We start from the raw sequence: 22,387 nt of genomic DNA, 5'->3' as shown, positions 1-22,387 counted from the left end.
TTGAAGGAAGGGAGCACACATGACCGCCCGACTGGCCGGACTGCTGCCCGCCGAGCTCGGCGACGAGCAAACCGAGGTCTACCGGGCCATCACCGGCGGCCCCCGAGCAACGGGACCGCAGGTGTTCGCGCTCACCGACGAGGAGGGCCGGCTGCGGGGCCCGTTCAACGCCATGCTGCTCAGCCCGCCCGTCGGGCTCGCCGTCCAGGAGGTCGGGGCGGCGGTGCGCTACGAGTCGGTCCTGACCGACCGCGTGCGGGAGATGGCCATCCTGGTCGTCGCCGCGCACTGGGGAAGCGCCTTCGAGAAGGATGCCCACGAGGCGGTGGGCCGGGCGTGCGGCCTCAGCGAACCCGAGATGGGCACGCTGCGCGCCGGCGGTCTGCCGGACCTTCCGAACCCGGCCGAGCGGGCCGCGCTGCGGGCGACCGCCACGCTGGCCCGCTCCGGCGTACTGAGCGACCAGGAGTACTACGACACGGTGGCCGCGTGGGGAGAGCGAGGCCTGTTCGAACTCACCACGCTGGTCGGCTATTACGCCCTGTTGGCCCTCCAGTTGCGTGTCTTCGCCGGAGAAGGGCCGCCTCCGGCGCAGGGCGCCACCGCGGTCACTCACCACCTCGAATCCGAAAGTGGAACATCATGAAGCTGATCACCTTCGACGACGGACGCGTCGGCAGACTGGAGCTGGAAGAGCGGCTTGTCCTCCCGCTGGAGGTCGGCTCGACACGCGAGTACTTCGAGCGCGATGGCCGGGTCACCGAGAGCGGGGAGCGCCTGGCCCTGGACGACGTACGACTGCGGGCCCCGATCGTGCCGAAGAAGTTTTTCCACACCTCCGGAAACTTCCGTGAGCACGAGGACGAGTCGAAGAACGTCGACTGGTCGCACCCCATGCACAAGGGCATCGTCTTCTTCCAGAACGTCGACGCGATCGTCGGCCCCGACGAGCCGGTGATCTACCCGGAGCATCTCACCAGTGAGCTGGACTATGAGCTGGAGATCGCCGTCGTCATGGGCAAGCCCGGCAAGTTCTTCGGCGTGGACGACGCGCCCGACTACATCGCCGGATACGTCGTCTTCAATGACATCACGGCCCGCGACATCCAGCGCCGCGAGATGGAATCGGGCGTCTTCTCCTTCTGCAAGGCCATCGACACGTTCTGCCCTGTCGGCCCCTACATCGTCACCGCCGACGAGATCCCGGATCCGCAGAACCTCGACATGGAGCTGCGCGTCAACGGAGTGGTCCGGCAGAAGTCCAACACCAGCCGCATGTCGGTGTCCATCCCGCATCTGGTCGCCTACCACTCCCCGCAGGGCTACAGCCCCGGCGATCTGATCACCACCGGCACCGTCCAAGGGGTCGCCGGCTTCAGCGGCGACCCCGACATGTACCTCAAGCCCGGCGACGTCGTCGAGGCCGAGGTCGAACGGCTCGGCGTCCTGCGCACGCCCATCGTCGGCTGGGAAGACGGCCACGGCATCCCTGTACCGAAGAAGGTGGACTGGTGAGGCTCGGCGTCCTCCGGGGCCGTGCCGTCCTGATCCGCGGCAACCGGGCCGCGGACGCGCGCTGGGCCGCACAGGGCCGGCTGCCCACCGATCCGATGGCCCTGCTGGAGCAGTGGGAACGGCTCCGCGACTTCGCCGCTGCCGTGCCCGACGAGGCCTACGACATCAAGGTGGACCCGGACGCCCTCCAAGCCCCGGTCCCCCTGCCCCGGCAGATCTTCGCCGTCGCGCTCAACTACCCTCCGCACGCCGCCGAAGCCGGGTACACCCCGCCCGACGAGCCGTTGGTCTTCACCAAGTTCCCGACGTGCCTCACGGGCCCCCGCACCAAGGTCGAGCTGCCCGCGGGCAAGGTCGACTGGGAGGTCGAGCTGGTCGCGGTGATCGGCCGACCCGCCCACCGGGTGTCCGAGAACCGCGCCTGGGAGTCGGTCGCCGGGCTTACCATCGGGCAGGACCTGTCCGAGCGCGTCAGCCAACTCCGGGGAAAGCCAGCGCAGTTCAGCCTCGGAAAGTCCTTCCCGGGCTTTGGTCCGACCGGCCCGGTACTCGTCACACCGGACGAGTTCGACGATCCCGACGACCTGGAGATCACCGGACTGCTCAACGACGAGGTCGTCCAGCACGACCGCACCAAGTCCATGATCTTCCCGGTCCCCGAGCTCATCGCACGGCTCTCCGCCGTCGTACCCCTGCTCCCCGGCGACCTCGTCTTCACCGGCACGCCTGCGGGCGTGGGCAACCGGATGGACCCTCCGCGCTACCTCACCGAGGGCGACGAACTGGTCAGCCGGATCCAGGGGATCGGCGAACTCCGCCAGCACTTCTCAGGACCCGTCGCCCCCGTCTCCTGATCACCTCGAGGACAGGACTCTCTCCCGTGTCTGAGCACACCCCGTCCACCCCTGCGCTGCCCCGCCGTTTCGAAGGCCGCACCGTTCTGGTCACCGGAGCCGGCACCGGCTACGGCGCCGAGATCGCCGTCCGCGCCGCCCAGGAGGGCGCCCGCGTCGCCGTCCACTACCGCAGTTCCGCCGCCGGAGCCGACAAGACCGTCGCCCGCATCAAGGACGTGGGCGGCGAGGCGTTCACCGTCCAGGCCGACATCGCCGTCCATCAGGATGTGATCCGCATGGCCGAGGAGGTCTTCAGCCGCTTCGGCGGTCTGGACGTCCTGGTCAACAACGTCGGTGACGTGGCGGCCGACCAGATGTCCTGGCGGGAGGTCACCGAGGAATCCATCGACCACGTCCTCGCCGTGGACATCAAGGGAACCATGCTGTGCGTGCACGAGTTCGGTTCACGAATGCTCGAGCAGGGCCACGGTTCGATCGTCAATATCGGCTCCACCGTGATCGTGCGCGGCAGTGCGCGGGCCCCGCAGTACGCCGCCGCCAAGTACGGCCTCCTGGGCATCACCAAGTCCTACGCCCAGGCCTTCGCACCCACGGTACGGGTCAACACGTTCGCGCCCGGTTTCATCGAGACCGAGAGGCTCCTCACTCGTGAGGACTGGAAGTCCGGCCGTCGCGAAGAGTTGATCGCCAAGACCCCGCTGGGCCGCATCCCCGGTCCCGCGGAACTGGCCGGCACGGCCCTCTTCCTGGCCACCGACGACGCGGCCCATATGACCGGCGCGTACCTGAACGCGGACGGCGGCTTCAACATGATCGGCGCCTGACCCCCAGCCAACCGGACCCCTGAGCACAAAGGCCGATGACGCCATGTCACTTCACCGGAACCTCCTGATCGGCGGCAAGGAGACTCCCGCCGCCTCGGGCCGCATCACCGCCGACATCAACCCATGGACCGGCGAGCCGTACGCCACGGTCGCCGCCGCCGGACCCGAGGACGTACAGGCCGCGGTGGACGCGGCGGACGCCGCCTTCGCCGCGTGGGCCGCTCTCGCGCCCTTCGCCAGACGGAAGATCCTTCTGGACGCGGCGGACCTGATGGAGCGGCGCGGCGAGCAGGCCGTGGAACTGATGGCCGGGGAGGCGGGCGGGACCCGGGGATGGGCGCTGTTCAACGTCGCCCTGGCCACGAACATACTGCGCGAGGGCGCCGCCGCGGTCACCGCGCCGCGCGGGGACGTGCTGGCCACCCAGGAACCGGGCGGTCTCAGCCTCGCCGTCCGCGAACCCCTCGGCGTCGTGGCAGCATTCGCACCGTGGAACGCGCCGATCATCCTCGGCACCCGAGCGGTCACCGCAGCGCTCGCGGCGGGCAACACGGTCGTGGTCAAGGCGAGTGAGGACGCCCCTCTCGCGTGCAGCCTGTTCATCGCCGACGTTCTGCGCGACGCCGGACTGCCCGACGGCGTCCTCAACGTCATCACCAACGACAAGGCGGACGCCGCGGCGATTGCGGAGAAGCTGATCGCGAACCCGCGCGTCCGTGGCATCAACTTCACCGGCTCGACCGGCGTCGGGCAGGTCATCGGCACCCTCGCCGCCCAGTACCTCAAGCCGGCCGTGCTCGAACTCGGCGGCAAGAACTCTGTGATCGTGCTGGAGGACGCTGACCTGGACCACGCCGTGAACGCTGCTACGTTCGCGTCGTTCATGAACTCCGGCCAGATCTGTATGTGCGCCGACCGCATCCTGGTGCACACGTCCCTGGTTGAGGAGTTCACCCGACGGTTCACCGCGAAGGTCGCCGAACTGCCGAGCGGTGACCCGGGCCTGCCCACCACCGTCATCGGTCCACTCGTCAACGAGGACGCCGCCCATCGCGTCGCTGCCCTGGTCCTGGACGCGGTACGCAAGGGCGCGCGCGTGCTCACCGGCGGTGGGACTCCGCAGGGGACCCTCTATCCGGCGACCGTGCTGACCGACGTCCCCGAGGACGCGTCACTGCACCACACCGAGGCCTTCGGTCCTGTCGTCGTCATCAGGTCCTTCGCGGACGACGACGAGGCCGTGGCTTTGGCCAACGACACTGAGCACGGGCTCAGTTGCGGCATCCTCACCGAGAACGGCACCCACGGCCTGAAGGTGGCCCGCCGGATCCACACCGGCATCGTGCACGTCAACGACCAGTCCGTGGCGGACGAACCCCAGGCCCCGTTCGGAGGCTTCGCCGCCTCCGGCTACGGCCGCTTCGGCGGCCGCTGGGGCCTCGAGTCCTTCTCCCACACCCGCTGGGTCACCCTCTCCACCGAGCAGGCGCATTACCCCTTCTGATCCGCTCGATCGAGGGCCAGGTCAACGACCTTGGCTGAGAGGGTGGCTGAAGCCCTGTGCGGAGATGAGCGTGGCCGCTTCCGCGAGGTCGGCGACGAAGCGTTCCACTGCCTCGTACGGGAAGCGCTGACTGGGTCCGCTGATGGACAGGGAGGCGATGACCCTGCCGAAGCCGGCGGTGACCGGTACGGCGACGGCGGTCAGGCCCTCGTCCCACTCGCTGCTGCTGACTGCGTAGCCGCGCTGCGCGGCGTCTTCGGTCCAGGCGCGCAACTGACTCAGGTCCTCCACACCGTCCGGAGAGGCGTCGCGGAGCAGGATCTTGGAGGAGGTGCCCGCCCACAAGTGAAAGCAGCTGTTTTCACGGCGCCGGGTCGGATCCAGACGGTCGACGACTGGGCCGAGCCCGATCACGGTGCGCCCGACGTCGTCGTGGAGGTGGACGGCGTCGGCCTGTGCGGCAGCGACCTCGCCGTCTTCCACGGCAGGCGCCGACCGCCCGCGATGCTCTGGATCATGGGGCACGAGGGGCTCGGGCGGATCGCCGCCGTCGGCAGCGCTGTGCAGGACCGCTCTGTGGGCCAGAAGTCGTCATCGAGCCCAACTACGCCTGCCTGCAGTGTGCGGACTGCCTCACCGGTCTCACTTCGGCCTGCCCGCACTGGGACATCGTCGGCCTGAACGCCCCGGGCGTCCTGGCCGAACGCGAGGCTCTTCCCGCGCACTTCACCCACCCCGTCCCCGAACGGGCCACCGGTGCCGATCTCGCCGCCACCGAGCAGTACGCCGTGGCCCGGGCCGCCGTACGCAAATGCGTAAGTCCATCGCGACCGTCTGCCTCAGCGGTTCACTGACCGAGAAACTCACCGCCGCCGACCGCGCGGGCTTCGACGGCGTCGAGATCTTCGAGAACGACCTCCTCGCCAGCCCGCTGTCTCCGGAGGAGATTCGTGCCCGCGCCGTCGACCTCGAGCTCACGATCGACCTCTACCAGCCGATGCGGGACGTGGAGGCCGTGCCCGAGGAGGAGTTCGTACGGAACCTGCGCCGCACGGAGCGCAAGTTCGACGTCATGCGCAGGCTGGGGGGCGGCACCCTCCTGGTGTGCTCCAACGTCTCAGCGCACGCCGTGGACGACGACGCGCTCGCCGCCGGGCAACTCGTCCGACTGGCCGGCCTGGCTGAGGAGTCCGGCATCCGGGTCGCCTAGAGGCGCTCGCCTGGGGGCGGCACGTCAGTACGTACGACCACGCCTGGCGCATCGTCGAACAGGCCGGGCACCCCGCGCTCGGCGTCTGTCTGGACAGCTTCCACATCCTCTCCCACGGCTCGGACCCCAAGGGCGTCGAGGACATCCCCGGAGAGAAGATCTTCTTCCTGCAACTCGCCGACGCCCCGCCGATGGCCATGGACGTCCTTCAGTGGAGCCGCCACTACCGTTGTTTCCCGGGCCAGGGCGGCCTCGACGTGACCTCTCTCGTCTGCCTCGGGCAACACCGCCGTCGATGCGCTGCGCTCGCTGATCGCCCTGGAGGAGAGCGCGGGCATCTCCCCGCTCCCGGCCCCGGTCGTGCCGTCGGGCATAGCCTTCGCCGAACTCGCCACCGCCGACCCGCAGCCCGTGACCGAGCTGCTGACCGGACTCGGCTTCCGGCGAACCGGACGCCACCCGGGAAAACCGGTGGAGCTGTGGGAACAGGGCGATGCCCGCATCCTGCTGAACCACGGCGCCCGCACCGGCACCCGCGGCGACGCCACGGCCCTCACCGCCCTCGGCCTGGAGATCCCCGACCCGCGCGCTGCCGCCCACCGTGCGGAGTCCCTGCTCGCCCCTGTCTTGCCCCGACGCTGCAGCGCTCAGGACGTCCCACTGGACGGGGTCGCCGCACCCGACGGCACCGAACTGTTCTTCTGCGCCACCCGACGCCCCGAACACCCCGACTGGACAAGCGACTTCAAGACGACCGCACACCCCCCACAGATCGGCTCGGCGGACGGGAACATCACGGGCGTCGACCACGCCTGCGACAGGGACTACCGCGGAGGAGAGTTCCGGCACTGCTACACCGCCACCGTGGGGCGCGTCTTCTTCGAGATCGTCCAACGCACCGCCGCCTACGCCGGCTACGGCGCGGCCAACGCTCCCGTCCGCCTCGCCGCACAGCGACGATGACGACCGGGGGAGGGGTGCCAGTCTGTGCTGGCCCCGAGTTGCCAGGTGAAGAGGGCGTCGACGGCCGCGTGCCAGCCTCGGTGATCGTGGCGAGGGCGGCGCCACGGAGGCGAGGCGCGAGTACCTTCCGCGCGATGGGCTCACTGCTCGCCCGCCGCACGTCCTTGTCATCGCCCTCGTCTCGGCCGCGCTGTTCACCTGTACGCGCATCGGCCAGGCGGTGGGCGGGGCGGCTCCGAGTGCGGCGTCCGCGCTCCTGGGCGGCCTGCGGTTCTTGTCGGGGCCTCGCGTGGCGAGGGACTGTTCGGCACGGACAGTTCCTTGCCGATGGCACTGATCATGCTGTTCGCCCTGGCCGCGGCGAGGCTCGCTCTCGTCGGGCTCGCCCGGCCCTGGCAGGGGCAAGATTCGACAGCTGGGGGCCAGCTCCCCAGTTCAGGGCGTTCGGGCAGGTCACGCGCTCCTCGGGCGATCCACAGGATGGATGAACGCGATCGGAGACTTCGTTCACGCGGGGGCTAGGCACCAGGAGGGCCCTGCCACATAGTCGTGCCAGTTACCTGACGCCCGCTTCCTCGGGCTCATTCCCCGCGGGTGCAGCGACGCCCCCGCCGTGGCACGGCCACGACGGCGGCACGGTCGCGCACCCCTGCCACCGTCCGTGGAGGCTCCGCATGCCCGGATACGTTTCCCCGCCGTCATCCGCGCCCGCTGATGGCGCGGACGCGAGTACCAAGGCCGTTCCCGACGGCGTGGGTCCCCTGCTGGTGACACTTCTGATGGCCGGCAGCTGTCTGCCGATCCTCGGCGCCGTTCTGCTGGCTCCGGTGCTGCCGAAGATGCAGGACCACTTCGAGGGCGTGGCCGGAGCCAAGGCGCTGGTTCCGGTCGTCCTGTCGATCCCGGCGCTCGCGCTCGCCCTGCTTGCGCCCTTCGCGGGAGTCGTCATAGACCGGCTGGGACGCAAACGCCTGCTGGTCGTCGCTGCCGTCCTGTACTCGCTGTTCGGCACCGCACCGCTGTGGCTGGACTCGCTCGGTGCCATCGTGGCGAGCCGCGCCCTCGTCGGCGTCTGCGAGGCGGCCATCATGACGTGCTGCACCACCCTGATCGGCGATTACTTCACGGGCCGTGCCCGGGACCGCTTTCTCGCCCTGCAGACGGTGTGCGCCTCCGCCTCCGCGACCGCCTTCTTCGTGCTCGGTGGTGCCATCGGTTCGGCGGGCTGGCGCGCCCCGTTCTGGCTCTACGCCGTCGGCCTGCTCCTGGCCCCCGCGATGGCCGCGTTCCTGCCCCGGCCCCGATCGGTCGACGCCCCTGAGCTGCACGCGGCAACCCGCCCCGAAGCACGACCGTTCCCCGTGCGGAAGATGGCGGGCATCTGCACGCTGTCGGTGTTCGGCGGCATCGTGTTCTACGCCGTCCCGGTGGAGACGGCGTACCTCCTGGACGACCTGGGCGTCGAGTCGAGCGGCGTCATCGGCCTGGCGACCGCGCTGGCCAGCGCCGCCACTGTGGCCGGCTGCATCGTCTTCGCCAGGCTGTCCGGCCGACCGGAGCGCAGGCTGCCCGCGATCCTCGTCCTGTGCGCTGCCGGATTCGCGGTGATGGCGCTGGCCGGCACCCCCGCGGTTCTGATCGCCGGCGCGGTCCTCAACTGCGTCGGCACCGGCCTCCTGCTGCCCTCGCTGCTCACCTGGGGCATGTCCAAGCTGGAGTATGCCGACCGCGGCCGCGGCACCGGCCTGTGGACGGCGGCCTTCTTCTTCGGACAGTTCGTCTGCCCGCTCGTCCTCATTGCCGTCGCATCCGTCATCGGAAGTCTCGCCGCAGCCATCGGCCTCCTCGGCCTCGCCACGGCGGTGGTGGCGTCGGGGCTGTTGCTCGCCCTTCGCGGGGCGGTGGCCGTGGCGGAGAGTCCGCGGCTGTGAGCACCGCTCCGCCAGGGCCCGCAGCTCTTCGTATCCCCCTGACACCTCGCGACCAAGGAGGCCTTGTGGTAACTCTTCGTTTCGACACCCAGGTGAAGCAGGACCCTGACCAGGTCTGGGCCGTGCTTACCGACGTGAGCACGATTCCGGAGTGGTTCCCGGCCGTACAGGAGGCACACTTCGACGGCGTGCACCGCCACCTGCGCACATCCGAGGGGACGCTGAAAGCAGTCGTCGTGACGAAGATCGACGAACTGCGGCGCTTCCAGTATCGCTTCGTCGAGGGCCTGCCCCTGCCCATCGACTTCCACCTCGGGACCATCGATGTGCTCCCAGACGGAGACGGCTCGCGCGTGGTCTACAGCCAGGAGATCTTTCCAGAGGGCCTGGCGCCCATAGTCGAGCGGGCAGTCAGCGAAGGAATCGCGGGCATCGCCCGGTACTTCGCCACACACCCTTGAGACGGACGCACGCCGGCTTGACGCTGTCGGCGAGGCGGTGCCCTGGGCGCTGAGGCAGCCAGCGTCACAGAGGTCGAAGGCTGCTGAGCGACGTACGGACTCGGCGGCGTGGCGGGAGCCGGACGAGGGCGGAGAGGAGGAGCGGTCATGTGGTGGATCGCGCCAGGGGGCCATGCCGACCGCTGGACTGATCTCCCAGGTCTGAAGATTCCGCCGTTGTCGGTGTCTGACGCCCAGCGGGCTGTGCGCAGCCGCGCCCGGTCCGGCAGCACGGACGGCGCACCCCTTCTCCGGTTCGTCCTCAACCTGGCCCCCAGTCCGGCCACCGACATCCGGACCGGGACGCAGCACATCGCCCTCACCACCGACGACATCACCGCCGCCGCCCGCCACGACTTCGCCCCCGGCGAACTGGACACGTACCGGGAACTCGGCATCCTCTGCGACCGCGACGAGGACGGCGGCGAGTTCCACCACTTCTACACGGCCACGGTCGGCCGCATCTTCTTCGAAGTCGTCCAACGCACCGGCGGTTACGGCGGCTACGGCGCGGCCAACGCTCCCGTCCGTCTCGCCGCACAACGGTGACAGCGGCGCGTGAAACCCGGCGTTTCCGCCGTGGGGGCGTCGATCCTGCCCAGCCGTTCTGATTGGTACGAGCTCCTGCGTAGGCGGCTACGGGAGGGCGCGGGCCACGGACTCGTGGACCTGTTGGCGCCGCCCCTCTTCCCGTTGCCGGCGACGGCGGCCGGCGGTTCAGCCGGTGAGTGCGGTCAATCCGTTGGCAGTCATGGTCAGGGCGAGGGCGGTCACGACAGCGGCGGAAACGAGGGGCAGGCGGGCGACGAGCGGGCTGATGCCCGGGTGCCGGAATCTGTCGAGTGCCGAGCGCGCGCTGACCAGGACCAGGCCGAGACCGACGAGTACCGCTGCCAGGCCGATGCTGAAGGCGACGACCATGGCCAGGCCCAGGACGGGGCGGTGGAGGGCGACGGCGAGGAGGAGGACACTCAGCGCTTCGGGGCAGGGGATGATTCCGCCGGAGACACCCATGGTGGCAATTCCGCGGAAGGTGGTGGGCATGACCGGTGTCTCGTGCCGGTGCTCGACCACGGTGGCGACGAGCGTTCTGCCGGGGGCGCCGGCGGCGGGAGTGTCGTGATCGGCTAGGGCGTGGTCGTTGTGTGTGTGGTGGTGTCCGTGATGGTGATGGTGGTGGTGAGGGTTGTGGCGCTGTCGCCAACGGCGGATCAGGAGCCGTACTCCGACGATGAGCACGGCGATGCCCGAGACGACCTCCAGGGCGGGGACGAGGACGCCGGGGACGACGTAGTGGCCCGCGGCCAGCGCCACGACGCCGATCGCCACGACGGCGGCCGTGTGCGTGACGGTGATGACGGCGCCGAGGCTGACGGCCTGGCGGGGCGTGCTGCGGGCACCGACCAGGTAGGAGGCGAGGAGGGCCTTGCCGTGGCCGGGGGTGAGAGCGTGCAACGCGCCGAGCAGGGCGCAGGTGCTGATCAGAGCGAGGAGGGCCCAGGGGGAGGCCAGCGGCGTGCGCAGCGCGCGGAGCATGGTCGTGCCGTTGGACGTCTCCACACTGGTGGGGGCGGAGCGGGCAGGTGTCGGACGGCCGGTCGGCGTGCCTGCCTGTTCGAGTGCGAGGGTGATCTCACGTCCCCCGTCCGCGTGCGTGATGCCGCCCAGGGTCGCGGGATCCGCGTCGGCGACCAGGACGTCCATCTGGACCGTGGTCCGTCCTGGAGGGGCGTACTCGTCGGTGAAGACGACGTCTCGGCTGCCCTCCGGCAGCACGGCCGCGAGCTCGACGGTCACGGTGCCGCCGGCGGCGGCCAGCAGCTCGTAGGCGGGATGGGCGCTCCCGGTCACCGTGAGGGGAACGGTTCGGCCGTTCACGCGCAGCCGCAGAGCCGACGCCACCAGTTCGACCTGTGCGGTCTTCTCGTCGGCGCTGAGCTGTCGGTCGCCGTTCGTGTCCACGGCCCGGGCGAAGGCGGGCGCCACCAGCACGCCCGGTGTGAGGTCGAGCTGTACCGAGAGGCCCGAGGCGGTGGGCGTCAGATACGCCTGCTGAACGGTCTCGTCGGTGGGGTGCGCCTGCGCGGGCGACGCCAGAAGGGCCAGCCCGGTGGCCGACAGCGTGAGTGCTGCCGCCCACCGGGCCAGGTGCCGTGTGCACCTCACGAAGTCAGTCCCGCGCCGTAGTCGTTGCCGGGCTCGCGGTAGATCGAGTGGATGTGGGTGATGCCGCCCGCGTTGGCGCCCTGGCCCTGCTGGTGGGCGAACTCGATGGTGAAGGTCGGGCCCTGCACCCGGTAGTAGATCGGGTTTCCGATCTCGGTCGACCCATACCAGGCGAAAGTGGTGTCGGCCAGGTTCTTCTTCACCGCCGCCAGCTTCGCGGCGGCCTGCTCCTCGTTCAGCGGAGTGATCCATTCGTCGACCAGGTCGAGCAGCAGGGTCTTCTGCTCGGCCGTGAAGGTGGACGCCTTGACGCCCTCTGCGGCCAGGGTCTTCCCGTCCTGTCCCGCGCCCAGCACGATCTCCGTGACGGCCGTGGGCAGAACAGCTGCCTTGAGCTGCGTCGCGTCCAGGGAGTCGACCAGGGCGAATGCCTTCTTGGTCTCCCCGCTCAGGGGCTCGGTCTCGCTGCTGCCCTTGGTGTACGACGCCGGCTGCGCGCCCCAGAAGGTGGGCGCCAGCGTCATCTGCTTTCCGGCCATGGTGACGTTGACGGCCAGATGATGGCCGCCGTACTGAAGCGTCCACTTGCCGGTGGCGGACGGCGTCCCCAGGATCCGGACGTGGTAGTGGTCGGCTCCGAAGTCCAGGTCAATGCCACCCTGGTCCTTCAGAACGCCGTCGCCGTAGGTGATCCGGGTGACCTGTTCGTACCCCTCTTCACTGAGCGCAGCCTTGAGGATCTTCAGCACCGCGGCCTGCTGGGCCGAGCTGAGGGTGTCCATCCGCAGACCCGCACGCTGGAACAGCTGGTCGGGCAGATTCGACCACTGGGACAGGTTGGCCTGGGTCCACTCACCCGTGACCGACGTCTTCTGCGCCGAGCTCAACGTGGTGAGGAACGCCTTGGTCGCCGACAGGACCGCCGCTGACGCCTTGCCGCTCGTCGTCGCGTCGTAATTCGCGTCGCCCGCCGAGGTGGAGTCGGACGGGGTGGTGGCAGACGACGCACTGGAGCCGGCCGACCCCGTCGCGCTCTGAGAGTCGGTGCCGGAGGACGAGCATGCCGTCCCGAACACGAGCACGGCCGCGATACTCGCGGCGAGGCGGGCCTTATGCGCGGCGCCGGAGCGGACATGAGGAAGGTGACGCAAGGACAAGGCCGTTCTCCAATAGTGAGGGCATGCCGCGCACAGCGGCACAGAAACGGGGAAAGGGACGTCACGCCGGACGCGTGCCCATGCGGCCGGAACCCGTCCGGCCGGTCCGGGGTCCCGGACGCCGACCAAGGTCACGTAGCGGCGACGCTAGCCGGTTCGCATTCTTGTGGGCAAGATTTGAGCCAAAAGTGTTAACAATCGCGAGTGGTGCGACCGTTGCCTGCCCTCGGCCGCCGACGCTTAACTTGACGAGCTGGTGGGCCAGTTCGGTAAGCCGTCGGCGGTGGCGCCGGTGCGGTGTGATGTGGTGCTGCTCAGGCCGCCTGTAGTGGCGAAGGCCAACAGGGTCTGTCGATGTGGGCCCTCTGGGGGAATCATTTCCGACGTGCCACCTCTGTGTGCCGAGCCTGTGTGGCACGGCGCGGGCGCGCGCCGAGGGTGTTGGTCACCGTGACCGGCTTCCCGGCTCCCAACTCGAGCTCGAGGCGAACTTCGTCGCCAGGGCGGGGGAAGCGGCGCATCTCCAGCCCACAGCAGCCCGGCAGGGTGCCGCTGGACAGGACCTCGCCGGGGCCGACGGACTCGCCGCGTGCGGCATAGGCGACGGCTGCCCCCAGGTCATGCAGGGGTGAGGCGGTGCTGCTCTGCGCCCACACCTCCCCGTTGACCAGCACTCGGCCGGTCAGCTCGCGCCACCGAGGCAGTACCTCGTCGGCCGTCACCACAACCGCCGACATGGCGCCGGCGAACGTCTTGGCCTTCACCACGCCGCCGAACGTGCCGCGCCGGGTGTCGTTCCACTGGATGTCGCGGGCGGTCCAGTCGTTCATGACGACGAAGCCGCCGATGGCCGCCAGTCCCTCGGCCGGCGTGCAGTCCCTGACCTCGTGGGCGATGACGACGCCCAACTCCAGCTCGAAGTCGAGGACCTGGGTGAACGACGGCCATGCCACCTCGGCTTCGTCCGGCAGCACCGAGCGGTGATTGCCCATGTAGAACTGCGGTTCGCTGTAGTAGTTGGCCCTGGGCCTCAAGGGGGGCGGAACGCGACCGGTCACCGCTTCGAAGCCCCGCACCAGTCGACGGATGCCCGGGGAGCCGAACGCGGCGACCATGCCCTTCGCTCCATTGATCATGTGGGACTCCCACAGGGCGAACGCGCGCAGGGAAGCCGGAGTGAACGGCAGCCCGCTCGGCGCCCGGCCCGGGACTCGCTCCGGATTGGTGAACGTGCGCTCGGCATTCCGCACCGCTTCTTCGCCGTCAGCCAGGAAGGCCGGCAGGTCGTGATTCCACGGTTCGCCGACAACGACCCACTCCTCGCTGTCGGGGTCCCACGCGACCAGCGACCCCCGGTCGATGCCCAGTTTCATGCGAGACTCCCAGTGCAGCCAGGTTACGATGTGTAACTTGCGGCTCGTAAGTTACGTTTCGTAAGTTGAATTTGTCAATGAGCCCGCCCAGGCACGGAAGCATTCGGAGGACACGTGGCCGTCGCAGCACGCCGACGTCTCACCGGCAAGCAGCGGGAACAGCAGCTGCTCGACGTCGCCGAGAATCTGTTCACCGAGCGCGGCTACGAAGGCGTCTCCGTCGAGGACATCGCCCGTGCCGCCGGCGTCAGCCGCCCGGTCGTGTATCAACACCACGGATCACAAGAGGGCATTTTCGTGGCGTGCGTGCGACGAGCCCGGCAGGAGTTCGAGGACACCCTTGCCGCGGCGATCTCGACGGCCGGTGGCGACATGGACGAGTTGATCACCGCCGGAGGGCGCGTCTTTCTCGAGCTCGTCGCCAATAACCCGCGGCGGTGGGCGCTGCTGTTCACCTCCTCCTCCGGTCTCGGCGGCGACATGGCCGAGCAGCTGATCAAGCTCCGCCGGCACACCGTCGAGCGCATCGCCGACGTTGCCTCGCCCCATGCCGTGGGGCTCGATCGGCCAAGCCTCCTGGCGTCCGCTCACGTCATCTCGGGTATCGGCGAGCAGCTCGGCCACTGGTGGCTGACCCACCCGGATGAGGACCTCGACCACGTCCTGCGGATGTACGTCGCTGCTGTCGGCGGCGCGGTGCGCGGCTTGCTCACCGTGTACGAGGACCTCAACCGCCCCTGAGGCGGACCGTCCGCGTCGCGCACGTCGAGGCCCCACAGCTGTGGAAGAGCGGTGGGGCCTCACCTTCCAAGCCGCCGCCGCGCCGTCGTGGGGGCGTCCTAAGAGATGGACGGCTGCTCCTGACGGGCTACTTCTTGTGGCCGGTGACCTTGGCGACCCACGTGATGAAGTCGCCGGGGTCGACGTTGGTGGCGTGACCCTGGTCCCAGTAGTACGAGTGGTTGACGTCGTCGCCGAGGTTGTCCACAGCGGCGGCGAGGTTGGCGGCGATGACGTGCGAGGTGTCGGTGTCGCTGGTGCCCAGGCGGATCCACCAGTGCTTCGAGCGGTTCTGGTTGCGCTTCTCGAGCAGGTGGTACATCGGGTTCATCAGGTTCAGCAGGTCGGGGATGTCGCTCGCGACCCGCTTGGTGCTGAGACCCGTGCTGTCGTTCTTGGCGCTGTACGCGGTGAAGTGGCGGGACTCGGTCGTGCCGGTGCCGAACTCGTTGTTCTCGCCCGCGGACAGGTCGAAGGCGTCGAAGGCCGGGGTGGTCTTCTTCCGGGCGCCGACGTGGGTGAGGTAGTCCTCCCAGGTGAAGGTCGCCTTGCCGCCGGACCAGGTGATGAAGGTGTTCTTGGCCAGGTAGGTCTCGCGCTCGGAGTCCGACAAGTCGGTGAGGTACTTGGTCGCGGACGCCTGGAGGTAGGTGGTGAGCAGGTAGTCGTCGTAGTTGCGGGCCGTCAGGGCGCCGTAGCCGTTCAGGCCGCGCAGCTTGAGGGACGCCTGGTACTCGGCGAACTGCGACTGGAGTTCCTTCGACACCGCCTGGTCGACGACCTTGCCGGTGGACTGGGTGACGTTGGTGCCCCAGTTCCACTCGTAGGCGCCGTCGGCGTGCTCCAGGTCGGTGATCGGGCACCAGGCGCCGGTCGCGAAGATCGCGTCGGAGGCGTCGGCGGCGCCCGCTTCCTTGAGGTACTTGGCGTAGATCTTGCTGTCGCCGGACGCGCCCAGCAGGGCGGAGACGGCACCGCCGGCGCTCGTTCCGGTGGAGACTATCCGGTCGGTGTTGCCCGGGATGCGGCCCTTGTTGAACTTCACGTACCGCACGGCGGCCTTCAGGTCGACGATGACCGCCGGGGCCGTGCCGTAGTAGGTGCCGTCCGAGTCGGTGAGGCTGCGGCCCCGCGTGCCGGGCTCCACGGCGACGTAACCCGCCACCAGGGCCAGCTTTGCGAGATTGACCATGCCATTGATGGCCCCCGTGCCGCCCGCGCCCGGGCCGCCTGACGGCATTCCGCTGGGCATTCCGGAGGGCGCTCCGCCGCTCCCGCCGCCGATGGAGCCCATCTCCAGCGCGGCCTGGCCCACGCCGGTGGCCGTCGCGACGCTCGACGGCATGTAGGCGCCCACCGCGTTCGCCAGGACGATCGGCGCCTTGGAAGCGTCGACCGCCTTGCCGTCGATCTTGACGGGGACGCTGACCACCAGGCTCTGGTGGTCGGAGTCGCTCGGGTTGGTGACGTAGTTGCGGGGCTTGTAGAAGTGGTACGTCACCGAGTGGTCGGTGCCGGCAGCGTCGGCGATCGTCTCCGTTAGCTCCGTGTAGTCGTCCTTGTCGAAGACCAGGGCGTCCGAGGACGTCGTGGAGTCCTTCTTCTCGTCCGACGCCTGCGCCGTCATCGCGATGCCGCCGACTGCCGCGACACCGGCGGTCGCGCCGATCCCGATGACGACGTTCCTTCGCTTGATTGCCCTGTGCTGCACGGTCTCTCTCCTCATCACGCGGTTTCTTCTGCCCGTTGTGTTGGCATTCAGGAACCTAATGACGCTTCGGGAAGATCGTCAACAATTTACCTGACTTTACAGGAAATGCTCAGCTTTTCCATGGTTTCCACAGGAAATTCCCAGGTGGGCCGAGGTGTGGACCGGTCCGGCGAGTATATTTTTCAGAGCCTGAAAAATTTTGTTCCACCGTACCAGAGCAGATCAGGGACAATCGCTACGTGAACCGCCCTGCCGACTCCGCCGATGTGCGCCGCGCCAATCTGTCCCTCGTGCTCCGGCACATCGAGGCGCACGGTCCCTGTGCGCGCACCGAGATCGCCGCCGCCACCGGACTGGTACACGCCTCGGTGACGGCGCTGGTCGCGGATCTCGTCGAGCGGCGGCTGGTGGAGGAGGCCGGCGCCGCGGTCTCGGCCGGCCGGGGGCGCCCGCGCCGTCTGCTGCGGCTCGTTCCCGAGCGGGTGTGGACGGTGGCCGTGCAGGTGAACCGGTGGGACATCCGGCTGAGGGTCGCGGACCTCGCGGGCTCGGCCGTCCTCACCGAACGCGCCTCGCACCAGGCCCCTCCCGGCGAGCCCGAACTGGTGGCCGAGGCGATCGCCCAGGTCGTCGCACGCGCCATCGCCCAGGTCGACGGCGTGCACCTGGGCCGGGTGGTGATCGCCGTGCCCGGGCCGGTGGTCGGGGGCTTGGTCGCCGCCGCCATCCCCTTCGGCTGGGGCACGACGGACCTGGCGGCCCTCGTCACCGGACGCCTGCCCGACCTCCAGTGCCCGGTCGAGGTGGTAAACGACGCCAACATGGCAGCGCTGGCTGAGTACCACGCCCTGGCCGCCACGGGATCCGCCCACCCCGACACCGTCGCCTACGTCAGGGCCGACGTCGGAGTCGGCGGCGGCCTGCTGATCGGGGGCCGCATCCATGCCGGCAGCCACGGCATGGCCGGCGAGATAGGACACATCCCGGTGTCCCTCGACGGACCCCCCTGCAAGTGCGGCTCAAGCGGCTGCCTGGTGACCTACCTCGGCCTCGGATCCCTGACCACCGCTGCCGGGCTGGGTGGATTCACCCCAGGTCAGGACGCCGCTGCCGTCCGTGCCGAACTGGACCGCCGGCTCCGGTCCGGGGAGCCGCGCTCGGTTGCGGCCCTCCACGATGCCGGACACGCCCTGGGCGCCGCGATGCTGGCCGTCGCCAGCGCGGCCGACGCCGGCGCGGCCATCCTCGGCGGTTACCTCGCGGACTGGGCGCCCTGGCTGGCTCCGGGTATCGACGCCCGGCTCACCGGGCGCCGTACCGCCATGTCGGCCGTGGGGTTTGATGTTTCCGTCGGCGTCCTCGGGGCCGATGCCACGCTCCACGGGGCCGTCCAGGTGGGCCGAGACCGGATCTTTGACGATCCGACCACCGTGCCGACCGGAGGTGGCGCCGTGCCGGCCACGGCTGTGCACTGCCTGTGACTGTCGGCCACTGACCACCGGCCGCTGATTATTGGCCAATGCATTGGTTGACAGAATTGTTGACGAAATATCTGGCATACTCGCACTGCCGCTGTTGACATGCTCGCCTCAAATGCGGCGTGGTCGTGCGCGCCCACGCCGTCCCCCACATTGGAGACCACGTTGTCACTGCGTCACATCGAGTACCGCCTCGCCACGGCCGTCGCAGCCACGGCCCTGGTCGTGACCTGCGCCTCCGGCGCCGCCGCGCCGTCCGCCGCCGCGCCGACGTCCAGCACGTCCAGCACGGACGCGGCCGCCACGGCGGCCTCGCAGGTCCTCACCGCGGTCAATACCTTCCTGGGCACCCTGAGTTCGTCGCAGAAGACGGCCGTCCAGGCGACCCGCACCCAGGCCAACCTCTCGAAATGGTCGAACCTGCCCGACGCCCTGTACACGCGCGCGGGCCTGCGGATGGACTCGCTGACCTCCGCCCAGCAGACCGCCGTACTGAACATCCTGGCGGCCGCGCTCAGCCCGGCGGGCTTCGAACAGGTCACCGGCATCACCTACGGCGACGGCGTCCTGAAGGCACAGGGCGGCATCGACCTCGACTTCGGCGCGGACCACTACTGGATCCGCATCCTGGGCACCCCGTCCGCGACCGGCAAGTGGACCCTCCAGTACGGCGGCCACCACCTCGCCGTCAACATCACCCTGTCCGGCGACACCATGACCCTGGGCCCCACCCTGTGGGGAGCACAGCCGGCGTACTACACGAAGTCCGGTGCGACCGTCGAACCGCTGGTGGGTGAGACCGACAAGGCGTACACGGTCCTCCAGTCGCTCAACTCCACACAGCTGGCCGCCGCCATCCTGGACACGCCGGTGAAGGAGATCGTCCTCGGCGCCGGCCAGGACGGAAAGACCCTCGCCTACGACGGCGTCCAGGCGTCCACCTTCACCAGCGCCCAGAAGACACTGCTGCTCAACCTCATCAACGAGTGGATCACGCCGCTCAACACCGAACAGGCCGCGGCGAAACTGGCAGACGCACAAGCCGGCCTCGACCAGACCTACTTCGCCTGGTCCGGCTCCACGGCCGCCAACCAGCCGGTCTACTACCGCGTCCAGAGCCCCGACTTCACCATCGAGTTCGCCCACCAGCAGGGCTCGGGCGCCAACGCGGGCGGCATCACCCACATCCACTCCATCTACCGCGAGAACGGCAACGACTACGGCGCCGAGGACTGACCGGTGACCCTCGCACGCCGCCTGGCCCGGTGGACGGCAGCCCTCGTGCTGGCCGCCGCCGGGTCGGGCCTCGCCGCCGCGCCCGCCGCGGCCCACCCGACCGACGAAGTGCTGCAACAGGCTTACCTGACACCGACCGCGTCGCGCCTGGAGGTGCAACTCGACCTCACACCCGGCGTGTTGGTGGCCCCCGCCTTCGCCCGGACCGTCGACACCGACGGGAACGGGGAGTTCGGCTCCGCCGAGACGGCCGCACACATGCGGCGCGTCACCTCGGCACTCGAGGTCCACGTGGACGGGCGGGCCGTCGCGCTGAAGGTGACGGGGAGTACGTATCCGCCGTACGAACTGCTGGCGGCGGCCGGGGGCGCTGTGAGCGTCGAGGCGGTGGCCGATCTTCCGGCCGGCGCCCGCGCCGTCACCTTCACCAACGCGTACGACCCCGGCGCCCGCACGACCGTGCAGGAAGACGTGCTGGTCGCGGCCCGCCATCCGGTGCACCCGGCGGGCATCGAACGCGGGGACGGGGGACGCACGATCACGATGACACTCGCCGGGCTCGCCGGGTCACCGAGCCCGGGGAGTCCGGACAAGGCATCGGTACAGACGGCGGCGGACTCCGGCGGGGGCGCCATGCTCAGCGCCCTTCGCTCGCCCCAGTCGTCCCCCTGGACCCTGCTCGCCCTGCTCGGCACCTGCGCCCTGCTCGGCGCCTTCCATGCCCTGACTCCCGGCCACGGCAAGACCCTCCTCGCCTCCTATCTGGTCGGCGCCCACAGCACGTCGAAGCAGGCGGTGATCCTCGGAGCGGTCATCACCTTCACGCACACGGCCTCCGTGATCGCACTCGGTACGGCGGTACTTCTCGCGGGGCACTTCGTGGTGCCGGAGGTATTGGTGCCGGTGCTGGAAGTCGTCAGCGGGACCGTAGTGCTGATCCTCGGGGCACGACTGCTGCGGCGTCGCTGGAGGCAGCACACCGACCAGCAGCACGCAGACGGCCACAGCCATGACCACAGCCACGGCCAAGGCCACAGCCATGACCACAGCCACAGCCACAGCCACGCCGATGAACACGCCTCGCCTCACCACCCGCCCACCCTGCCCACCACCTTCCGCTCCATCGCCACCATGGGTGTGTCCGGCGGGATCATCCCGTGCCCCGAGGCGCTGAGTGTCCTCCTGCTGGCCATCGGTCTGGGCCGCACGGCACTCGGCCTGACCATGATCGTCTCCTTCAGTGCAGGTCTGGCCGGGGTCCTCGTCGGACTGGGCCTGGTGCTGGTGAGCGCCCGTACCAGGGTGGAGCGCTTCCGACGCTCCGGCGACAGCCCGCTCGTTCAGTGGCTGCCGGTCGTCTCCGCCGCCGTCGTGACCACCCTCGGCCTGACCATCGCCGCGGGCGGCGTGACGGCACTCGTGGAGTGAGCCCCCGTCTGCTTGGCAGAGCGCCGGCCCGGAAGGGGTATTTCCGCAGGTCAGATGGGGCCTGTGGCTGACGCTTCTGCAGGTTTCCGCGGAGGCCGTACCCGTTAGCGGGCGGCAATTCAACCGTGCACGTCCGTTGACACGGTGACGGCGACCACTCACGATCCATGTAGCACAGTACGCACACCGAAGTGCGTTATTTACACACGGAGAAGTGATGGGGTCCACGAAGAACGAGACGGTCCGCCCCGGACCGTCCAATACCAATGAGCTGCGACGGGTGATCCTGGCCAGCTATCTCGGCAGCATGGTCGAGTACTACGACTTCCTGCTCTACGTCACGGCGGCCAGCCTGGTCTTCGGCGAGCTCTTCTTCAGCAACCTCTCCCCGGTCGCCGGCACGATCGCCTCGCTGGGCACTCTGGCCGTCGGCTACGTCAGCCGCCCGCTCGGTGCGCTGATCTTCGGACACTTCGGCGACAAGGTCGGCCGCAAGTCGGTCCTCGTGGTCACGCTGATATTGATGGGCGCTTCCACCACGTTCATCGGCCTGCTTCCCACGAGCAACCAAGCGGGCATGCTGGCCCCGATCCTGCTGATCACCCTGCGTGTGATGCAGGGCATCTCGGTCGGTGGCGAGTGGGGAGGAGCGTCACTCATGGCCTACGAGCACGCGCCGACGCACCGTCGGGGCCTGGCGTCGAGCTTCGCGAACGCCGGCGGGCCGACCGGTACGGCGCTGGCGGCCGGCGTACTCGGACTCTTCTCCCTGCTTCCCGAAGAGCAGTTCATGGCCTGGGGATGGCGCATCCCCTTCCTGCTGAGTGCCGTTCTGGTGGCCATCGGTCTCTGGACCCGGTTGCGGATCTCGGAGTCCCCGCTGTTCGTCGAGGAGCAGCGCCGGCAGAAGGAGAGCGGTGAGGCGCCGAAGGTCCCGCTGTGGGAGGTGATCCGCGCCCCCCGGTCCCTCCTCCTGGCCTTCTTCGCACTCCTCGCCCCGTTCACCTTCAACAGCGTCGTCGGCTCGTTCGGCCTCACTTACGCCCGGGACAACGGACTCGACGTCTCCTCCGTCCTCGGGATCCAGGTCGCCGGTGCCGTCGTCTGTGTCGCGGCCGAGATCGCGGCGGGAGCCCTCTCCGACACGTACGGCCGCAGGGCGACCCTGATCTTCGGCATGGTCGCCGGCGCCCTCTTCACCTACCCGTTCCTGCGGCTCATCGGCACAGGCAGCACCGCGTTGACGATGCTCGGCTTCGTGCTCATGTACGGGCTGGTCATCGCGCCGATGTTCGGCCCGTGCGGAGCGTTTCTCAGCGAGCAGTTCAGCACCGGTTCCCGCTACACGGGCGCATCACTGGGGTACCAGGGCGCCTCGACGATCGGCGGCGGCTTCGCTCCCGTCATCCTCGCCTCGCTGCTGGCCGCGCAGCGCGGCGGTCTCGGTCTGATCCTGCTGCTCGTGATCGGTGTCGGCGTGCTCAGCGCCCTCGCCGTCGCCGCGTCCACGGAACGCAGCCCCACGGCGGCCGCCTCGGAGAAGGCCGGCGCGTCTCCCGAGTCGCCCGTGTCCAGCAGCACGGTCTGAGCTTGCGGCCGGCCATCAGTGCGTTGCTGCGGGCACCACGAGGCCGACGAAGAACGGGGCGGGCTCGGGAGCCGGGATCCCGCGAGAGGATCATCGCGACGAACGTCACCCGGGTCCGACCCGGGGGACCGTCCGCCCCGCCCGCCCCGTCCATCGCGTCCTGGAG

18 protein-coding genes and 2 pseudogenes are annotated in these 22,387 nt (G+C 69.4%); 15 read left to right on the top strand and 5 right to left on the bottom strand.

What is annotated here, in order from left to right; all coding sequences use genetic code 11:
* Positions 1-19 precede the first annotated feature (19 nt).
* Genes ACWD4O_RS12145 through ACWD4O_RS12125 form a run of 5 tightly spaced genes read left to right on the top strand, consistent with a single transcriptional unit; the run spans position 20 to position 4,700 of the window.
* The gene (locus tag ACWD4O_RS12145; RefSeq protein WP_351902349.1) at positions 20-646 is read left to right on the top strand and encodes a carboxymuconolactone decarboxylase family protein; all 627 of its coding nucleotides are present in this window, start codon (positions 20-22) and stop codon (positions 644-646) included.
* Positions 643-1,515, top strand: coding sequence for a fumarylacetoacetate hydrolase family protein (locus ACWD4O_RS12140; protein ID WP_351902353.1), 873 nt, complete (start codon positions 643-645; stop codon positions 1,513-1,515). The genes ACWD4O_RS12145 and ACWD4O_RS12140 overlap by 4 nt, the downstream gene beginning before the upstream one ends.
* The gene (locus ACWD4O_RS12135; RefSeq protein ID WP_351902356.1) at positions 1,512-2,369 is read left to right on the top strand and encodes a fumarylacetoacetate hydrolase family protein; all 858 of its coding nucleotides are present in this window, start codon (positions 1,512-1,514) and stop codon (positions 2,367-2,369) included. The genes ACWD4O_RS12140 and ACWD4O_RS12135 overlap by 4 nt, the downstream gene beginning before the upstream one ends.
* 26 nt (positions 2,370-2,395) lie before the next feature.
* The gene (locus ACWD4O_RS12130; RefSeq protein ID WP_351902359.1) at positions 2,396-3,196 is read left to right on the top strand and encodes an SDR family NAD(P)-dependent oxidoreductase; all 801 of its coding nucleotides are present in this window, start codon (positions 2,396-2,398) and stop codon (positions 3,194-3,196) included.
* Positions 3,197-3,239: 43 nt separating this feature from the next.
* Positions 3,240-4,700, top strand: coding sequence for an aldehyde dehydrogenase family protein (locus tag ACWD4O_RS12125; RefSeq protein ID WP_351902362.1), 1,461 nt, complete (start codon positions 3,240-3,242; stop codon positions 4,698-4,700).
* A gap of 21 nt (positions 4,701-4,721) precedes the next feature.
* Here ACWD4O_RS12125 and ACWD4O_RS12120 read toward each other — a convergent pair whose 3' ends face one another.
* Positions 4,722-5,183 (bottom strand): IclR family transcriptional regulator domain-containing protein, encoded by a 462-nt coding sequence (locus tag ACWD4O_RS12120; RefSeq protein WP_351902365.1) that lies wholly within the window; start codon positions 5,181-5,183, stop codon positions 4,722-4,724.
* Between ACWD4O_RS12120 and ACWD4O_RS12115 the strand changes: the two are divergent.
* The 5 genes and pseudogenes from ACWD4O_RS12115 (at position 5,133) to ACWD4O_RS12095 (ending at position 9,853) form a co-directional block, all read left to right on the top strand.
* Positions 5,133-5,554, top strand: a pseudogene (locus tag ACWD4O_RS12115) (alcohol dehydrogenase catalytic domain-containing protein). The gene ACWD4O_RS12120 and the pseudogene ACWD4O_RS12115 sit on opposite strands and share 51 nt — an antisense overlap.
* Positions 5,512-6,873: pseudogene (locus tag ACWD4O_RS12110) on the top strand (TIM barrel protein). Before ACWD4O_RS12115 ends, ACWD4O_RS12110 begins: the two co-directional pseudogenes overlap by 43 nt.
* A 674-nt stretch (positions 6,874-7,547) precedes the next feature.
* On the top strand, positions 7,548-8,804 hold the full coding sequence (locus ACWD4O_RS12105; protein WP_351902368.1) for an MFS transporter: 1,257 nt from the start codon (positions 7,548-7,550) through the stop codon (positions 8,802-8,804).
* Positions 8,805-8,869: 65 nt separating this feature from the next.
* Positions 8,870-9,265 (top strand): SRPBCC family protein, encoded by a 396-nt coding sequence (locus tag ACWD4O_RS12100; RefSeq protein WP_351902371.1) that lies wholly within the window; start codon positions 8,870-8,872, stop codon positions 9,263-9,265.
* 216 nt (positions 9,266-9,481) lie between these two features.
* Positions 9,482-9,853, top strand: a complete 372-nt coding sequence (locus ACWD4O_RS12095; RefSeq protein WP_398426592.1) for a hypothetical protein — start codon at positions 9,482-9,484, stop codon at positions 9,851-9,853.
* Between the two features lie 168 nt (positions 9,854-10,021).
* Here the strand turns inward: ACWD4O_RS12095 and ACWD4O_RS12090 are convergent, their stop codons facing one another.
* The 3 genes from ACWD4O_RS12090 to ACWD4O_RS12080 all read right to left on the bottom strand — a co-directional run bounded on the left by ACWD4O_RS12090 (position 10,022) and on the right by ACWD4O_RS12080 (position 14,000).
* Entirely contained in the window at positions 10,022-11,470 is a 1,449-nt protein-coding gene (locus ACWD4O_RS12090; protein ID WP_451279633.1) for a HoxN/HupN/NixA family nickel/cobalt transporter, read from the bottom strand.
* Positions 11,467-12,552 carry a DUF3500 domain-containing protein gene (locus ACWD4O_RS12085; protein ID WP_451279632.1) on the bottom strand — a complete coding sequence of 362 codons (1,086 nt, stop codon included), beginning with the start codon at positions 12,550-12,552 and terminating at the stop codon, positions 11,467-11,469. Before ACWD4O_RS12085 ends, ACWD4O_RS12090 begins: the two co-directional genes overlap by 4 nt.
* A 449-nt stretch (positions 12,553-13,001) precedes the next feature.
* Complete coding sequence (locus ACWD4O_RS12080) at positions 13,002-14,000, bottom strand: fumarylacetoacetate hydrolase family protein (RefSeq protein WP_451279631.1); 999 nt, start codon at positions 13,998-14,000, stop codon at positions 13,002-13,004.
* Between the two features lie 114 nt (positions 14,001-14,114).
* Between ACWD4O_RS12080 and ACWD4O_RS12075 the strand changes: the two genes are divergently transcribed.
* Positions 14,115-14,741: a TetR/AcrR family transcriptional regulator gene (locus tag ACWD4O_RS12075; protein WP_351902383.1), complete on the top strand. Its 627-nt coding sequence runs from the start codon at positions 14,115-14,117 to the stop codon at positions 14,739-14,741.
* Positions 14,742-14,868: 127 nt separating this feature from the next.
* Here the strand turns inward: ACWD4O_RS12075 and ACWD4O_RS12070 are convergent, their stop codons facing one another.
* Positions 14,869-16,506, bottom strand: coding sequence for a subtype B tannase (locus ACWD4O_RS12070; protein ID WP_451279630.1), 1,638 nt, complete (start codon positions 16,504-16,506; stop codon positions 14,869-14,871).
* Positions 16,507-16,730: 224 nt separating this feature from the next.
* On the opposite strand from ACWD4O_RS12070, the gene ACWD4O_RS12065 reads away from it, so the two are divergent.
* The 4 genes from ACWD4O_RS12065 to ACWD4O_RS12050 all read left to right on the top strand — a co-directional run bounded on the left by ACWD4O_RS12065 (position 16,731) and on the right by ACWD4O_RS12050 (position 22,221).
* Positions 16,731-17,972 carry an ROK family transcriptional regulator gene (locus ACWD4O_RS12065; RefSeq protein ID WP_351902389.1) on the top strand — a complete coding sequence of 414 codons (1,242 nt, stop codon included), beginning with the start codon at positions 16,731-16,733 and terminating at the stop codon, positions 17,970-17,972.
* A 162-nt stretch (positions 17,973-18,134) separates the two neighbouring features.
* Positions 18,135-19,205 carry a DUF3500 domain-containing protein gene (locus ACWD4O_RS12060; protein ID WP_451279629.1) on the top strand — a complete coding sequence of 357 codons (1,071 nt, stop codon included), beginning with the start codon at positions 18,135-18,137 and terminating at the stop codon, positions 19,203-19,205.
* 3 nt (positions 19,206-19,208) lie between these two features.
* A complete protein-coding gene (locus ACWD4O_RS12055) occupies positions 19,209-20,633 on the top strand; it encodes a nickel/cobalt transporter (RefSeq protein ID WP_451279628.1) in 1,425 nt (474 codons plus the stop codon).
* Positions 20,634-20,850: 217 nt separating this feature from the next.
* Positions 20,851-22,221 (top strand): MFS transporter, encoded by a 1,371-nt coding sequence (locus ACWD4O_RS12050; protein WP_451279627.1) that lies wholly within the window; start codon positions 20,851-20,853, stop codon positions 22,219-22,221.
* Positions 22,222-22,387: the final 166 nt, after the last annotated feature.

The organism is Streptomyces sp. NPDC002623, assembly GCF_053592635.1.
Note: the sequence above shows the minus strand (reverse complement) of the source record. Positions and strands in the feature narration are given on the sequence as shown.

Coding starts and splice junctions, on each gene's coding strand:
- ACWD4O_RS12145 (WP_351902349.1), top strand. CDS start 20: ATGACCGCCCGACTGGCCGGACTGCTGCCCGCCGAGCTCGGCGACGAG.
- ACWD4O_RS12070 (WP_451279630.1), bottom strand. CDS start 16,506: ATGAGGAGAGAGACCGTGCAGCACAGGGCAATCAAGCGAAGGAACGTC.
- ACWD4O_RS12125 (WP_351902362.1), top strand. CDS start 3,240: ATGTCACTTCACCGGAACCTCCTGATCGGCGGCAAGGAGACTCCCGCC.
- ACWD4O_RS12050 (WP_451279627.1), top strand. CDS start 20,851: ATGGGGTCCACGAAGAACGAGACGGTCCGCCCCGGACCGTCCAATACC.
- ACWD4O_RS12140 (WP_351902353.1), top strand. CDS start 643: ATGAAGCTGATCACCTTCGACGACGGACGCGTCGGCAGACTGGAGCTG.
- ACWD4O_RS12080 (WP_451279631.1), bottom strand. CDS start 14,000: ATGAAACTGGGCATCGACCGGGGGTCGCTGGTCGCGTGGGACCCCGAC.
- ACWD4O_RS12105 (WP_351902368.1), top strand. CDS start 7,548: ATGCCCGGATACGTTTCCCCGCCGTCATCCGCGCCCGCTGATGGCGCG.